The organism is Ahrensia marina (genome assembly GCF_042140245.1).
Lineage (GTDB): Bacteria > Pseudomonadota > Alphaproteobacteria > Rhizobiales > MH13 > MH13.
Genome location: NZ_CP159483.1, coordinates 1,015,430 through 1,030,023 on the forward strand (window position 1 = coordinate 1,015,430; position 14,594 = coordinate 1,030,023).

Below are 14,594 nucleotides of genomic sequence, written 5' to 3' on the forward strand. Positions count from 1 at the left end.
CGATCCAAAAGTTTGAATGATGATGCGTACAACTCCACCCCACCCAAAGCCCCGCAAGGGCGTTCTTGATATTGCTGCCTACGTGCCTGGCCGCAGCAAAGCTGTGCCAGGCGTTAAATTGCACAAACTGTCTTCCAACGAGACGCCACTAGGCCCAAGCCCAAAGGCGATTGAAGCCTTTCACAGCGTCGCCGATGATTTGGCCGGCTATCCTGACGGCTCGGCACTTGAGTTGCGCGAAGCGATCGCCAAACGTCATGGCATCGCAGCGGACCGGATTGTTTGTGGCAATGGGTCAGACGAACTGCTCGCCTTGCTGGCGCAAACCTATCTCTCCGCTGGTGATGAGACAGTTTTCTCTGAACACGGGTTTTTGGTTTATCCAATTGCAACCAAGGCTGCTGGCGCGAGCCCGGTTGAGGTGAAAGACACTGATCTGACCGCTGATGTGGATGCGTTTTTGGCCGCTGTTACCGAACGCACGAAAATCGTGTTCTTGGCCAACCCCAATAACCCGACCGGCACCTATATGCCCTTTTCTGAGGTGCGGCGGCTGCATGCCGGTTTGCCGAACCACGTGCTGCTGGTGCTCGATGCAGCCTATGCTGAGTATGTGCGGCGCAACGATTATGAAAGCGGCATGGAGCTGGCGGCCACCGCACCCAATGTTGTCATGACTCGCACTTTTTCAAAGATCTATGGTCTGGCCAAACTGCGCATTGGCTGGATGTACGGCCCTGCGCACGTGATTGATGCGGTGAACCGGGTGCGTGGACCGTTCAATATGACCGGTCCGGCCATTGCTGCCGGTGCCGCTGCGATGAGCGATGTTGGCTTTATCGAGCAGGCCGTGGCGCACAATGATCGCTGGTTGCCAAAGCTGACCGAGGCGTTTGAAGGCATTGGCCTTGGTGTGACGCCAAGTGTTGGCAATTTTCTGTTGGTCCATTTCCCTGGAACACAAGGCAAGACCGCAGATGATGCCGACGCCTATCTTGTGGAGCGTGGTCTTGTGACCCGCAAAGTGGGCGCTTACAAACTGCCCAACGCACTGCGGATCACCATCGGTTCGGACGAAGCGAACGAACTGCTGATCGAGACACTGACCGAGTTTATGGCTCAAGCACCGGTTCCGTCGTGATGACCGTGACCTCGCCAACAGGGCTGCCCTACGAGCGCGTTGCGATCATAGGGTCAGGCCTCATTGGGACGTCGCTGGCCCATGCGGTGCGGGTGCGCGACCCTGAATGCTTGCTGCAATTTGCTGATACTGATCCACAAGCTGTTGAGGTGCTCGGCGAGCTTTTTCCCGACAGTTTGGCCACCACCGATCCTGCTCAAGCTGTTCGTGATGCTGACCTTGTCATGCTGTGCGTGCCGGTGGGCGCGGTTGGCGTGGTGAGTGGACAGATCGCTAAGCACGTGAAACCTGGTGCCACCGTCAGCGATGTCGGTTCGGTCAAGCGCTCTGTCATGGGAGCGATGCGCGATGCCTTTGGGCCTGATGTGCATGTGATCGCTGGCCATCCGGTTGCCGGCAGCGAGCAATCGGGTCCACGGGCGGGGTTCGCTGAGATGTTTGAGAACCGCTATGTGATCCTGACGCCCGGCGAAGACTTTAACATCGAAGCGCTGCAAGATCTCACGCGTTTCTGGCGCCGTCTGGGCGCGATGGTTGAGGTGATGGAAGCTGAGCATCATGATCTGGTGCTCGCGATCACGTCGCATCTGCCACACCTGATCGCTTACACCATTGTTGGCACCGCGGACGATTTGGAAAGCGTGACCAAGCAGGAAGTGATGAAATACTCGGCGGGTGGTTTTCGCGATTTCACCCGTATCGCCGCGTCTGACCCCGTTATGTGGCGGGATGTTTTTCTCAACAACAAGCAGGCGGTGCTTGAGGTTCTTGGCCGGTTTTCAGAGGATTTGTCCGCCCTTCAGCGTGCCATTCGCTGGGAAGATGGCGACAAGCTGGAAGACTGGTTTGCGCGCACCCGCGCTGTTCGCCAAGGTATTGTGGAGCTTGGGCAGGACACCGATGAGGTTGATTTTGGCCGCCGGTCCGCTGCACCCGTGCCCAAGCCTTATGGTGATGACTAAAACCGTAGTGGCGGCAACACCCCTAGGGGTACTGGACCGATGCTGACTGTGCCTTGTGAGATGCGCAGTGGTAGCTCGACCGCGCGATCCTCACCAATCGTGGTTTGACGACCAAAGAGTGTAGCGCCTGCCGTGATGGCGCTGGCATTGTTGGAGGCATCAATGCCCATAAGGTCGACCAAAGCGGCCACATCATTGGTGGCAATGGCACCGTCAAACCCGATCCGGCCATCGGTACCGATCACCGCATCGCCATCCAGATTGATGGCATGATCATCCAGTCGCAACCGAGTTGCCAAGGGCGTGATCCTGCCGGACTGCTCCACCCATGAGCGCAAGCCCTGTTGCAAAGAACGGGCGCGAACAGTTGCCAAGTCTTCCATCAGGGCTGTGATCGACATGTCGATCTGATCAACGCCGCCGAGAAACAGGCTTTCCAGACCAAACAGAACAAGTGCCACCTCCAAGTCGTTCTCGCTTGATGGTTGGGTTGTGGCGCTTCCTTCAACGGTGCCAACTGGCTGGCGGACATGCAGTTCGGCCTGGTTGCCGGATGCGATGGCTTGCGGTGCACCTTGAAGGGTTACCGAAAAAGGGTCGAGCACAGCGGACAGGCGCTCCAGCTGCAATGATGTGTTGATGCGGATGCTTGCACGCAGAAGCTCGGCGGCAATGTCTGCGTCAAAGCCATCGGCAGATAGGCTGCGGAAGGGGCCTGTCCACTCGGCGATGGTGAAAAGCGGGTTCCAAACCGGCGAGACCGTGTTGAAGGCACCACCTGACACCTCTGCGCCACCCGCCATGGAAAGCGATAAGCTTGAGCAGCGCCACTCAAAGCGGGCTGGGAACCCGCCCAGGCTTTCATCATTGCAGGTGAGTGTGACGCCCTCGCTTGCTAGCGCGGCGCGCCCTTCATCAATCGCTGAGCGGTAAATCTGCGCGCCGATGAACCATCCGGCGATAACCAAGACCACCAGCACGGCGATGAAGATCGCCATGAACTTGATTTTGCGACCAAAGGGACTGGCGCTTGCGGCTGGTGTTGCGCTCATGGAGCAATCCTTGACGTCTGTGTTTTGGCGTTTTGGCCATGTGGCTTCTTCCACCATGCTCGGCGCTTGGTTACAAGCGCCTGATGGCCAAGTGAAGGAGAGCCGCACGGTGAATGATCTTTGGGTGTTTGGATATGGATCGTTGATCTGGCGACCTGGCTTTGCGCATCGCGCAGCCTATCCGGCGCGTTTGTTTGGCTTCCATCGCTCGTTGTGCGTTTACAGTCATGTCCATCGCGGTACGCCTGAACGGCCAGGCCTCGTCATGGGGCTTGATCGCGGCGGGTCGTGCCAGGGTGTGGCGTTCCATGTGGATGGCGAGCATGCGGCTGAGGTGATGCGCTATCTGCGCGAACGCGAGCAGGCGACCATGGTGTACCAAGAGCGTGTGCAGCCGGTGCATCTTTTGGATCGTGCTGAAGGCTTGCCGCATAATGTTCGCGCGGTGACCTACTGCGTGGATCGGCTCCATCAGCAGTATGCCGGTGCTCTATCGCGTGAGGCGCAGTTGGAAATCGTGCGCGGTGCGGTCGGCCAGTCGGGTGAGAACCCGGAATACGTCGTTCAGACATCGCAGGCGCTGGAGAAGCTCGGGGTGCATGATGCCACCCTGCATTGGCTATCCACCCGGCTTCAGGCGGGCAGCTGAGTATTAGCCTCTCGCGCCTCTGCAACCAGCTTGTCTGTTTCGGCTTCGACAAGGGTTTCAAGCTCAGCGCGAACCTGTTTGGTGTCTTGCCCAGCGGGGATCGCTGGTAGCAGTGAGATCACCAGTGTGCCGGGGTAGCGTTTGCCCTGCCGACGCGGCCAGAAAAGCCCGGAGTTCAAGCCTGCAGGCACCATGGGGACAGCCAATTGCTTGTACATATGGGCAGTGCCTGACTTGTAGTCTGGTTGCGCACCCACAGCCTTGCGTGTGCCTTCGGGGAAGATGATGAGCTGACGGTTTGCGTCCACGGCCTTTTTGGCAGCTTTTGTCATCTTGCGGAGGGCTTGCGCGTTTTTTGCGCGCTCCACTGAGATCATGTCGGCTTTGGCGCAAAACCAACCGAACAGTGGAATGCGCATCAACTCCTGCTTGAGAATATAGGCCGGGTCGTCCAGATAGGGCAGCAGGCCGAAGGTTTCCCACGTCGATTGATGTTTGCAGGCAATGATGCAGCCAGCCATCGTGCCATCGGGATTGCGCGGAATGTTCTCAAGGCCGCGGATTTCCCAAGCGATGCCTGCCGTTAATCGGGTGAGCCACATGGTGGACTTTGCCCAACCCTTCATGGCTGTGATCGACCAGTGTCTTGGGCCGAGCAGGATGGGCGAACACACCACCATCCAGAGGATGACGTTGATGTAGAAGGCCGCATTGGCAGCAATGGAGCGTAATCTCGGCATAGGGTTTGATAGACGGAGCCAGGAGAGGATGCGGAACGGATCGCAGCCTTATCGGCCTAACCGGCTGCCCCGACAAGATGGCGCAAGCGCGCCAATTGCAGTTTCATAAACTCACGCGCCAACAGGCTGACCGGCCAAGAGCTGCTTTCCTGTGCAATGGCGCGTTGATCGTCGGCTGCCGGATCGATGGGAAACGGGATCAGTTCTACGCCAGGAAGAAGGCGGGCGATTTCGCGGGTGGTGCGCGGAATGTGATAGGCGCTGGTGACAACCAGAAGTGAGGAAAACTCGTGCTCTTGTGCCCAGGCAGCCGTCTCGCGAGCGTTGCCTGCGGTGTCCATCGCGGCGCGGTCAAGATCGACGCAGCAATCAAACAAAGATGGGTCGGCATGGGTGCGGGCAACAAGCGAGGTGGCACTGGTGGTATCGTGGACGCCAGAGATCAGCAGGCGTTGCGCAGCACCATCTTCAAGCAATTGCAGGGCCACCTCAATGCGGGCCTGGCCACCGGTGACCACAACGATACCGTCAGCTTCCACCGGGCTGGGCGCTGCCAGCGCATTCACATCGCGAACAAAATCGGCAAAGGCAACCAGCGACAGCGCCGCCAAGCCGCCAAGTGTGGCGGTCATTGCTAGGCGTGCAGCAACGGTCCGCTTGCGCCGCCGAGGCGGGTTTGCGGCACTGTTGGTCGGTTCTGTGGCCTGCGTGGACATGGTTGCGGAATCAGAGTTCACGATACACTTCAGTTTCGCCTTGCGATGTCAGTGCGTCAAATGCGGCAAATCAATTAACCTGCCGATTGGGTGAAACTGTGGTGGGTGAATGGCGTGTTTTTGGCATGCAGGTACTGGCAGTAGATGTGTCAGCGCCCACGTAGGAACCGGCTGACCGTGATGCGCGAGGTAGCGGCTGTCAGGAAGGCGATCAAGAAAACCACCAGCGCGCAACCTGCATAGCCATAAAGCCCAAGTGCTGGTGAGCCGATCAGCGCTTCAACTTGGGCCGCATCGGCGGCACCGCGCCGTGCCATGACCCAGAGCTGGAAGATAAGAAAGATGAGGATCGCGCTGACCCCACCGATCAATCCACCGCGCATGCCAAGCATCAAGAAGTGCCGCTGAAATTGCCCCGCAATGAAAGTGTGGCTGGCGCCAACAAAGTGCAGCACCTCCACCACATCCTTGTTGCCGGCCATCGCTGCGCGGGTGGCGAAGATCACGCACAGAATGGTCGCTGACAGCACCAAGATCAGGACACCGAGACCCCCAAGCACCATGGCTCCCGCCATGCGGGCCAGCTGATCTGTCCAGACCCGGTGATCATCAACGGTGGCGCCTGGTACCTCTTGATCAAGAGCGGCCTGCAAGGTGGTGAGGTTGAGCAAGCTGGTGTCTGTTACGGTCATCGCCACTAGGCGAGGAATTGGCAGTTCAGCCAGCGCTGCTTCGGACCCCAAGATGCCAAGCCATGGTTCAAGAAGGGCGCGCGTTTCCTGTTCGCTGACGATAGAGACCGATCCAATGCCTGGTGATACGCGGGCAAGGTCGGCAGCGCGGTCTAGTCGCTGGTCCATGGTTGCCGGATCGACGGCGGAGACCTCAATGGTTAGTTCCCGCCCGATGTCTGCACTCCAATTGCTGGCGGCGCGATCAACGAGGGTGACGGCACCCACTGACAGACAAGCCAAGCACCCCATGATCGCGATCACCAGCATCAGCGCGGTGCCTGCAATGGATCGCTCCGGCACAATGGGTTCGGGCTTGGAGGTGTCGCGCACAGGTTTCTCGGCCGCATGGGCGGGGCCACGCTCCTGCATTTTGGTGCTGGCGCGTTCAGGTCTCAACATGATGTTGGACCGAATTTTTGGCTTGTTGCGTTTCTGGACGCAAAACTGGTGCTCACTTCTGCTGAGGACGCTCTAGTCATAGATCTGCACCTGACCGTCATGCAGAACCAACCGGCGCGCTTGATGCTGTTGCATGAGCAGAACATCATGGGTGGCGATGACTATGGAGGTTCCAAGCTTGTTCAGCTCAACAAAAAGCCTCAACAGGCGGCGGCCCAATTGCGGATCGACATTGCCTGTTGGCTCGTCGGCGAGCAGCAGATCGGGCTGACCGATCACAGCACGCGCGATGGCTGCGCGTTGTTTCTCACCGCCTGAAAGCACAGGGGGCATAGCGTACATACGCTCGCCCAGACCCACCCAGCCAAGAAGTTCGCGGACATCGGCTCCATAGGTGGATTCATCCTTGCCCTGAACCCGCAAGGGCAGTGCCACATTCTCAAAGGTGGTCAGATGGTCCAGCAGGCGGAAGTCTTGGAACACGACACCTATGCGTTGGCGAAGAGCGGGAATTTCGCGGGCGCTGGCGCGTGCTGTGTTCTTACCAAAGGCGGTCACGCCGCCGCGCGTTGGGCGCATGGCCAGCGACATCAATTTCAGCATCGACGTTTTGCCCGCCCCGGAAGGACCGGTGAGATATTGGAAGCTGCGTGGCTCAATATCGAAGGAAAGGTCGGAGAGTACCTCCGGCCCTCCATCGTAGCGTAGGCCTACATTTTCCATCGTCAGCACAGCTGCATGCTCCTGCCCAACCCGTCATGCGCCCGGGCCCGCGCGGCAATCGTTCGTTGCATACCACTCGCACCCTTCATGGTTAACAGCCCTTTAACGCTCGCGCGTTACCAGTTGTGGATCGACCTTTCTGAGGTCTTTGGTGACAAAATGGCCCGCCTGTGAAAATTGTCTGCCCCCATTGTTCGTCTGACTATGACGTCGCTGACGATATGCTTGGCCCCAACGGGCGCAAGGTGAAATGCGCCTCATGCCAAAAGATCTGGCACGCTGTGCCAGAAGAAGAGATAGCGTCGACTGCTGACATCGATGCTCTTTTCGAGGCTGGTGATGTCCAGAACGAGGAGGCGATGGCTGGTGGTGGCGATGCAATGGATGGCTTTGCCGCTGTGGCTGAGGACGGTGTCGGCGAGGGTGATGGTGACTTTGCCAGTTGGGACGAGAGCCAGGTTGCGACCGACGCCACGCAAGATGCATTAGCATCGGGTCCGGTTGATGCCGGGGTTGAAGCACCGGTTCCACGTAAGCATCGCCGGGTTCGCCTGAAAGGCCAACGCTCTGGTCCATCCAAATTTGAACAGATTCTGCGTCGAGCTGCCACTGTCGCTGCGCCTGCCGGTGTTGCCCTTGGCTTGATTGGTCTTGTGTTGGCGATCCCGGCGCGTGATGCCGTTGTACGCGCAGTGCCGGATTTGGCGCGGCTTTATCAAATGGTTGGTTTGGATGTGAACGTGCGTGGCATCGAGTTCTCGCCTTTCACCGCTGAGCGCGCTTTGGTTGCCGGGCTGACAGTGTTGCGCATTGAAGGCAGCATGGTGAATGCCGATGACAGCACACGCGCCGTTGCGCCGCTGCGCATGGCATTGCTTGCAGAAACTGGCGCGGAGCTTTTTGTTTGGCGGGTGGACCCGGCTGCCACCGAGCTGCTGCCAGAGCAAAGCGTGCCCGTTTTTAGCGAACTGACTGCACCGCCTGAAACCGTTGCCAGCGTTTCTGTCCGCTTTCTGCAAGAAGACGAGCGCCTTCCGGGCGCGATCAACTGACAGCAAACTGTGGCCAATCGGCCTATCTGGCCCGATGTTCACGCCGTGTTAAACTGAACAGAATCACCTTTTGCGTCTGCCAAAGAAACATAGGACGGCATCGCGATGGCACGGCTGTTGGTTGCAGAGGATGACGAGGCCGTTCGGGCCTTTCTAGAAAAAGCGTTTGAGCTGGACGGTCATGAGGTGCGCACCGCCGAGGACGGCGCTATGGCACTGGAAGTGTTGGCTGAAGAAAGCGGCGCTTTCGATCTGCTTTTGACCGATATTCAGATGCCCGTCATGGACGGTATCGCGTTGGCACTTTCCACTGTGCGTGATTATCCGGGCCTGCCGATTTTGCTGATGACCGGTTATGCCAATCAGCGCGAACGGGCCCATGGGCTTGAATCACTGGTCGAGGACGTGATCATGAAGCCGTTCTCCTTGGCCGATATCCGCAATGCTGTTGGCGGCGTGCTGGAGAAGCACGCGGCTTAACTACCTTCCACCCAACGTCATGGCCGGGCTTGACCCGGCCACCCAGCTTCTTTGCAATCCACCGGCGCATTGGTGCGGTTTGCAGTGCAGAGAGATGGATCCTCGGATCAAGTCCGAGGATGACACCTGTTGGGATGGTTAGCTAAAACCGGTCGATCAACCGATCGAGATAATCCCGCTCCACCTGCGGGCGGATTTGTTCGCCGAGTCGGCGCTGGATCTCGTTCAAGATATCGCGGGCCCGCTGGATGTCGGTTTCCTCGGGTACGCGAACGGTTCCATCAGCATTCTGGCCGCCAGCTTCGCGTTGTGGGCGGCCTAGTGGATCAGTGCCGCGTTGACCGTCACCGCCCGGGCCGAAGGTGATCCGTGGCATGCCTTGGCCTGGTCCTGGGCTTTGACCTGGCCCTTGGGCTTGGCCTTCACCGCCCTGGCCTTCGCCTTGGGCAAGCTGCTCCATCATGTCCTGCGCGCCTTGACGTAGGGCTTCCAGAGCCCGTCCTTGTTCACCAAGCGCCGTGGTGGGGTCGCCTTGCTGCAGCATCTCGCCAGCGCCTTCCATGGCATCGCCTGCTTCACCGAACTGATCTGGGTTGAGACCGAGATCGCGCAACGCATCCATCAGGTCTCTCAGTTGCTCCTCAAGCGTGCGCTGTTGCTCAGCAAGCTCGTTCAGCGGGTCGGACTGTGGCGCCGTGTTTTGGTTGCCATCGGGGCGTTCGGCTTGATCATTTTCACCGCCTGGCGGAGAGAATTGCCGTGGTGGCCGCACCTGTTGGCGCTGGGCATCAGATGAGAAGGGGAAGGTTTCATCCAGCAAGCGTTGTTGCTCGCGGGTGATCGCTTGTAGCTCTTGCATCGACTCGCGCAGTTGCTGCTCTTGCGGGCTTGGTTCGCGCCGCTCCATGGCCTGGGCGCCACGCAGCTGATCAAGCTGTTCGCGCAATTGGTCAAGAAGTTCACGGGCTGCTTCGGAGGCGCCAAGCTCGGCCAAATCTTGGATCTGATCCATCATATCCTGCATGGCCAACGGATTGAGGTTGGCCATAGGCATGTCTTGCGGCATCTGCGCCATATCTTGGTTCTGCAGCCGTTCGGCCAGCGCTTGCATATACTCTTGGAAAGCCTGGCGAAGCTCATCCATCAGCGCTGAAATCTCTTCATCGCTTGCCCCGTTTTCCAGCGCCTCGGCAAGGTTTTCTTCAGCCTCGCGCAAACGCTCCGCAGCGAGCGACAGATCACCGTCCTCAACCTGCAGCGCCAACTGCCAGAGCATATCGATCACCTCTAAGCGCTCTTGGTCCTCGCGGGCAAAGCGAAGGCGCTGTGTGGTGACGGTAAGGGCAAGGAACGTGGAAAACTCATCCTCCATGAAGGTTTCTGGCGCCAGCGCCAGGCCTTCCAGTGTGGTCAGAACGCGGGGCTGGGTGCGGCTGTCGATGGCGAGCAATCGGCGCTGCTCAACCAAAGCTCGGGCCAGCGGTTCGCGGAAAGGACGCTGTGGAAGGAGAACGGTCAGGGTTTCACTGGTCGCCTCTTGGCCCGCGCCATCAGTGGCCACCAAGGTCATGTCGACCTCAAGTCCAGCCCAGGGATGGGCGGAAAGGTCGCGCGTGGTTTCCACGGTGCCACCGGTCGGGGTTTGTGGCAGGACGAGATCGATGCGCGGCGCTGGTATGAGCGGCGTGGCGTCGGCGTAGCGCTCGTCGGCAGGCTCAACATCGGCGTGTGCGCTTTCCACCGCGTAGTCATCTTCAGCGGTGTAGAGAATTTCAATCGCCCCGACCGCCGTACCCTCAGGTTCGCCGGCAAAGTGGATCGTTGGTGGCGTGTCAGGTGTGATGAGAAGCGGAAGGGATAGCGTGTCTGCCTGCGATGAAAGATCAAGCGTCACATCGGCGGCTAGCACCGTTTCCAGGCTTCCGGCCTGTTCTTCCTCTGACGTAAGAGTCAGTGTCTCTGTGCCATTCATCGGTGTGAGGCTGGCGGTAACGGCGTCCGGATCGCTCAAAAGGATCGTCAGCCGACTGCCCGTGGGCAGCATGGCGCCAATGGGTGGCTCGGTTGTGCCATCCATTGTGGCGCCCGCAAGCAGAGTGCGCGGCGGCAAGCTTGTGTAGGCCGGTGGCGTTGCCCAGACATCAATTCGCACCGGCACCGTGGGTGCCGACTGAATAGGAGCGAACGCCTGGGCAATCCGCTCAACGCGTTGCGGACCGGCGACGAAGAATGCGACCACCAGGATAAGCAAAACGGGCGCGCGAAGGGCCCAGCGATCCAACAGTTCGGTCCGCGGTGCTGGGAACCCGGCGGTCAAGCGTTTAACCTTGTCGGCCATGCGGTCCTGATGCGCCTGCCAGAGCGCCATGCCTTGCGGGCTGCTTGTGTCAAACGGCGCATCGTTGAGTGCGGCCAGAGGCCTGCCTTCTAGATGCGAGGCTGCTTCAACCCGTTTCATACCCTCCTGATGAGATGCCCGTGGAGTCCGCAAAGCCCAAAGTATGGACGCCAAGAAAGCAAGGCCCAGCAGGCCAACAAGCGCAAACCGGGCAAGGTCTGGTAGCAATGGCCAAATACCCAGCCAGGAAAGCGCAAGGAACAGCCCAAGGATTGAGCCGACTAAGACCAGGCGCGGCCACAGTCGTTCAACGAATGCAAAAAGCTTCGCCCGGCCAGTGGCCCGGGCGATGCGTTTGGAAAGCTGGGTTTCAAGCCCTGATTCTGGCAGGTGCGCACGGCTCATACTGGGAGTTTGGCGCGCAGGTGTGGCCAAGACAAGGCTTTGATGCTTGACGGTGTGCCGATTGTTGCTCTGACGACCGTGCTGTCCGGGATCTGCGGAGGTCACATTTGTGACGTTCTTGGATCAACCCCCAAGATGACAGGGCTGAAGGGTCGCAGCTACTCAAACCAACTTGGACGGGAGTCGAGGCCGATCAGCTCATTCATCGTGGTGCGCGGGCGCACAACATGGAACTGGTCGCCGTTCACCATCACTTCGGGCACCAAAAGGCGGGAGTTGTACGTGCCAGCTTGCACCGCGCCATAAGCCCCGGCGGAGAAAACCGCGATGAGATCATCTTCTTTCACCGGCGGAAAGGAGCGGTCCTTGGCGATGTAATCGCCGGTTTCGCAGACCGGGCCTACCAGATCGACAACGGGCCACAATTCCGGTGAGGTCGGCTCGACCACCGGGCGGATGGTGTGGTGCGCATCGTAGAGCGTTGGGCGGATGAGATCGTTCATCGCCGCATCGATGATCACGAACGTCTTGCCGTCGGCGGGCTTCACATACTCCACCTTGGTCACCAGGATACCGGCATTACCGGCAATCAGCCTTCCAGGCTCGAAAATGATCTCGCAGTCGAGTTGATCGACATGCTTTTTCACCACCGTCGCGTAGTCATCGGGGTGCGGTGGCGGATCATTGTCGTCGGTGTAGGGAATACCAAGGCCGCCGCCCAGATCGACATGATGGATCGTGTGGCCATCGCTGCGCAGCGCTTCGATGAAGCCACCCAATTTGCCGAACGCCTGATCGAACGGTTCCAGCTGGGTGATCTGCGAGCCGATATGCATGTCGATGCCGATCACCTGAATGCCAGGCAGGCTCGCCGCGCGGGCATAAGCATCGCGGGCGCGTACCCAAGGTATGCCGAACTTGTTTTCCGACAGTCCTGTGGTGATTTTTGCGTGTGTCTTGGCGTCCACGTCGGGGTTGATGCGCAAGCTGACCGGCGCGTCCTTGCCCATTGCGGTGGCAACAGCAGATAGGCGCTCAAGCTCCGGTTCGCTTTCCACGTTGAAGCATAGAATACCAGCCGTGAGCGCGTCTTCCATCTCGTTACGGGTTTTGCCAACGCCCGAAAACATGATTTTTTTGGCTGGCACACCGGCGCGTAGCGCACGCTGCAGTTCGCCGCCTGAGACGACATCAGCGCCAGAACCAAGGCGGGCAAGCGTTTCCATCACCGCCTGGTTGGAGTTGGCTTTCAGCGCGTAACAAACCAGCACTGGCAGGTCGCCGAACGCGTCGGTGAACACTTGATAATGCCGTTCAAGTGTCGCGGTTGAGTAGACATAGAACGGCGTGCCCACCTCGCGGGCAAGCGCTTCAACCGGCACGTCCTCGGCAAAGAGGCGGCCATCGCGATATTGGAAATGATGCATGACGGCGCTTTGCTAGAGAAGGAGCCCATCAAGGATAAACGGGCGATCCTCTTGCGGTGCTGCAACGGGTGCTTCAGCCCCATCACCCGCCTGCTCAGGCGCGTTGCGGGCCGACGGTGGCTCAAGCGGGCCCTTCACGCCGCAACCCGCCAGGGTCAGGGCGAGCAAAGTTGTTAGGATCAATGTGCGAAGGCGCATGGCGCGTCTCTTTCACGAAAAACTGTGCTGACTATCCCTAGGCGGTTTTGGTCAGCTTTTTCAACCAACATTCCTGTTGTTCTGCATCAGCTCAACTGACGCAACCCACACGTCCATCTGTTCTGCGTCAACTAAGTTGACGCAACCATTTGCGTGCTTGTTTGCGTACGTTCTGCGGGGCCGTGCCGCCATAGCTGAGGCGTGAGCGGACCGATTTGTCGACCGAAAGCACGGAATAGACATCCTCGGTAATCCGCGGTTCGACGCTTTGCATCTCATCCAGTGATAGTTTGTGCAGGTCTACTTTGCGCTCAGCTGCCATGCCGACCAGTGTGCCGGTGACATGATGGGCATCGCGGAATGGCATGTTCAGCACCCGCACCAGCCAATCGGCAAGGTCTGTGGCGGTGGCATAGCCTGATCCGGCGGCCTTCTTCAGCGCTTTGGCGTTGGGCACCATGTCGCGAACCATGCCTGTCGTGGCCGCAATAGAGAGTTCCAGCGTTTCCAGCGCATCAAAAATCGGCTCTTTGTCTTCCTGCATGTCCTTGGCATAGGCCATGGGCAGGCCCTTCATGACGGTCATCAGCGCCGTGAAGGCGCCCATGACGCGACCGATCTTGGCGCGCACCAATTCGGCTGCATCTGGGTTTTTCTTCTGCGGCATAATGGATGAGCCAGTGGTCAGCGCATCCGACAGCTGGATGAACTGGAATTGAGCCGACGACCAGATGACGATCTCCTCAGCAAAACGCGAGAGATGCATGGAAAGGATCGAAGCGGCGGCCAGCGTTTCGAGGGCATAGTCGCGGTCGGAAACTGAATCCAGCGAGTTGGCTGTTGGTCGATCAAAGTCCAGCGCCTCTGCCGTCATCTTCCGGTCAATGGGAAAGCTGGTACCAGCCAGTGCAGCGGCACCAAGCGGGGATTCATTCAGCCGCTTGCGAGCATCTTGGAAACGGCCCCGGTCGCGGTTCACCATCTCCACATAGGCGAGCAGATGATGACCGAAGGTTACCGGTTGAGCGGACTGAAGGTGGGTGAAGCCGGGCATAACCGTACCGGCATACTCCAGTGCTTTTTTAGCCAAGGCTTTCTGGAGGTCGGCCAGGGCCGCGTCGATGCCGTCAATGGCGGCACGGACATAGAGCTTGGTGTCGGTCGCTATCTGATCGTTGCGCGAACGGGCGGTGTGCAAACGTCCAGCGGCATCGCCGATCAGCTCGCGCAGTCGCGCTTCGACGTTCATGTGAATGTCTTCAAGGGCACGCGAAAATGTGAAGTGACCGTGTTCGATCTCTTCGCCAATCTGCGTCAAACCCTTGATGATCGTGTCACGATCCTCAGCGGTCAGAATGCCGACCTCTGCCAGCATGGTGGCGTGCGCTTTGGAGCCTTGAATGTCTTGGCGGTAGAGCTTTTGGTCAAAGCCGATGGAGGCGTTGATGTCCTCCATGATGGCGGCAGGCCCTGCGGCAAAGCGCCCGCCCCACATGCTGTTTTTGCCAGTGTCTTTGCTTGTATCACTCATCTGGCCGTATTGCCCTTGTTGTTCGCCCAAGTCTTCAAAGGAACGTT

14 protein-coding genes are annotated in these 14,594 nt (G+C 59.0%); 5 read left to right on the top strand and 9 right to left on the bottom strand.

The features are described from left to right. Positions 1-19: 19 nt before the first annotated feature. A complete protein-coding gene (hisC, locus tag ABWH92_RS04950; RefSeq protein ID WP_375574190.1) occupies positions 20-1,141 on the top strand; it encodes a histidinol-phosphate transaminase in 1,122 nt (373 codons plus the stop codon). After that, positions 1,141-2,103 carry a prephenate/arogenate dehydrogenase family protein gene (locus ABWH92_RS04955; protein ID WP_375572692.1) on the top strand — a complete coding sequence of 321 codons (963 nt, stop codon included), beginning with the start codon at positions 1,141-1,143 and terminating at the stop codon, positions 2,101-2,103. The genes hisC and ABWH92_RS04955 overlap by 1 nt, the downstream gene beginning before the upstream one ends. Here the strand turns inward: ABWH92_RS04955 and ABWH92_RS04960 are convergent. After that, positions 2,100-3,155 (bottom strand): DUF2125 domain-containing protein, encoded by a 1,056-nt coding sequence (locus tag ABWH92_RS04960; RefSeq protein WP_375572694.1) that lies wholly within the window; start codon positions 3,153-3,155, stop codon positions 2,100-2,102. The genes ABWH92_RS04955 and ABWH92_RS04960 overlap by 4 nt on opposite strands. Positions 3,156-3,264: 109 nt before the next feature. On the opposite strand from ABWH92_RS04960, the gene ABWH92_RS04965 reads away from it, so the two are divergent. Next, complete coding sequence (locus tag ABWH92_RS04965; protein ID WP_375574191.1) at positions 3,265-3,804, top strand: gamma-glutamylcyclotransferase; 540 nt, start codon at positions 3,265-3,267, stop codon at positions 3,802-3,804. Here ABWH92_RS04965 and ABWH92_RS04970 read toward each other — a convergent pair. The 4 genes from ABWH92_RS04970 to ftsE form a co-directional block, all read right to left on the bottom strand. Beyond that, a complete protein-coding gene (locus tag ABWH92_RS04970; RefSeq protein WP_375572696.1) occupies positions 3,789-4,544 on the bottom strand; it encodes a lysophospholipid acyltransferase family protein in 756 nt (251 codons plus the stop codon). The two genes, ABWH92_RS04965 and ABWH92_RS04970, sit on opposite strands and share 16 nt — an antisense overlap. 56 nt (positions 4,545-4,600) lie before the next feature. Beyond that, complete coding sequence (locus tag ABWH92_RS04975) at positions 4,601-5,281, bottom strand: YdcF family protein (RefSeq protein ID WP_375572698.1); 681 nt, start codon at positions 5,279-5,281, stop codon at positions 4,601-4,603. Between the two features lie 128 nt (positions 5,282-5,409). Continuing rightward, entirely contained in the window at positions 5,410-6,393 is a 984-nt protein-coding gene (locus ABWH92_RS04980) for a cell division protein FtsX (protein ID WP_375572700.1), read from the bottom strand. Positions 6,394-6,465: 72 nt separating this feature from the next. After that, the gene (gene ftsE / locus ABWH92_RS04985) at positions 6,466-7,125 is read right to left on the bottom strand and encodes a cell division ATP-binding protein FtsE (protein ID WP_375572702.1); all 660 of its coding nucleotides are present in this window, start codon (positions 7,123-7,125) and stop codon (positions 6,466-6,468) included. A gap of 161 nt (positions 7,126-7,286) precedes the next feature. Between ftsE and ABWH92_RS04990 the strand changes: the two genes are divergently transcribed. Both ABWH92_RS04990 and ABWH92_RS04995 read left to right on the top strand, forming a co-directional pair. Continuing rightward, positions 7,287-8,168: a zinc-ribbon domain-containing protein gene (locus ABWH92_RS04990; RefSeq protein ID WP_375572704.1), complete on the top strand. Its 882-nt coding sequence runs from the start codon at positions 7,287-7,289 to the stop codon at positions 8,166-8,168. 105 nt (positions 8,169-8,273) lie between these two features. Further along, positions 8,274-8,648, top strand: a complete 375-nt coding sequence (locus tag ABWH92_RS04995; protein WP_375572706.1) for a response regulator — start codon at positions 8,274-8,276, stop codon at positions 8,646-8,648. Between the two features lie 142 nt (positions 8,649-8,790). Here ABWH92_RS04995 and ABWH92_RS05000 read toward each other — a convergent pair whose 3' ends face one another. The 4 genes from ABWH92_RS05000 to argH all read right to left on the bottom strand — a co-directional run bounded on the left by ABWH92_RS05000 (position 8,791) and on the right by argH (position 14,547). Continuing rightward, positions 8,791-11,391 carry a TIGR02302 family protein gene (locus tag ABWH92_RS05000; protein WP_375572708.1) on the bottom strand — a complete coding sequence of 867 codons (2,601 nt, stop codon included), beginning with the start codon at positions 11,389-11,391 and terminating at the stop codon, positions 8,791-8,793. 158 nt (positions 11,392-11,549) lie between these two features. Further along, positions 11,550-12,818 carry a diaminopimelate decarboxylase gene (lysA, locus tag ABWH92_RS05005; protein ID WP_375572710.1) on the bottom strand — a complete coding sequence of 423 codons (1,269 nt, stop codon included), beginning with the start codon at positions 12,816-12,818 and terminating at the stop codon, positions 11,550-11,552. A gap of 12 nt (positions 12,819-12,830) precedes the next feature. After that, positions 12,831-13,016, bottom strand: coding sequence for a lipoprotein (locus ABWH92_RS05010; protein WP_375572712.1), 186 nt, complete (start codon positions 13,014-13,016; stop codon positions 12,831-12,833). Between the two features lie 127 nt (positions 13,017-13,143). After that, on the bottom strand, positions 13,144-14,547 hold the full coding sequence (gene argH, locus ABWH92_RS05015; protein WP_375572714.1) for an argininosuccinate lyase: 1,404 nt from the start codon (positions 14,545-14,547) through the stop codon (positions 13,144-13,146). Positions 14,548-14,594: the final 47 nt, after the last annotated feature.